Genomic DNA, 847 nt, shown 5'->3' on the forward strand with positions numbered 1-847 from the left:
GTCAGTAGTGGGTGAGGCGTTTTCTAGCCTTCAGACAAAGACGAAGTCTCCTGGGTTGAAATCAGCGCTTGCTAAGCCGGTGAAGAAGAGACTGTCGGTCCCATAGCTTACCTCGACCCCACCGGCGGTGTCGGTGAACACCAAGTCGTCCTGGCTAAGGCCCGTGCCGCTGAACAGGACTTCGTCGACACCACTTTCAAAGTCGCTGATTGTGTCCGCACCATTACCGGCCACGAAGGCGAATGTATCGGCGCCATCACCACCTGTCAGAACATCGTTCCCCGCAGCCCCCCACAGCGTATCGTCCCCAGATCCCCCGGTGACAGTGTCGTCACCGGCGCCATTGAACAGGAGATCGTTTCCTGCACCGCCATCAATCGTGTCGTTCCCTGCTCCAGCGTAGATCGTATCCTCGCCGTCGCCGCCGGATATATCATCGGCCCCGGTTCCGAGCCCGCCATAGACAATATCGTCACCGGCACCTGCGTTAATGGTATCATTGCCCTGCCCTCCACCGAGGGTGTCATCGCCACCACCTCCTGTGATGACGTCGTTTCCAGAGCCTGCCCAGATGACATCCGCACCTGTGCCACCATCTAGCTGATCCGAGCCGTCACCGCCAAAGAGAGTGTCATCACCGTCACCGCCTAGCAGCGTATCGTTCCCGGGACCGCCGCCGACGATGTCGTTTCCAGGACCTGCATCCACGTCGTCGCCGCTATCGTCACCTGGCCCTGCCCAGATGGAATCGTTCCCCAAGCCGCCCCAGATTGTGTCCGATCCCGCATTGCCAACCAGAACATCATTCCCGCCAAGGCCTTCGATGACATCAGCACCACCAAGGCCT

1 protein-coding gene is annotated in these 847 nt (G+C 59.6%); it reads right to left on the reverse strand.

Annotated features, from left to right (window positions below; translation table 11 throughout):
* Positions 1-30: 30 nt before the first annotated feature.
* Positions 31-847, reverse strand: an 817-nt coding sequence (locus J1C52_RS15025) for a calcium-binding protein (RefSeq protein WP_304621956.1), incomplete at its 5' end; no start/stop codon positions are given.

The organism is Roseibaca sp. Y0-43, from assembly GCF_020667835.1.
Lineage (GTDB): Bacteria > Pseudomonadota > Alphaproteobacteria > Rhodobacterales > Rhodobacteraceae > Roseinatronobacter.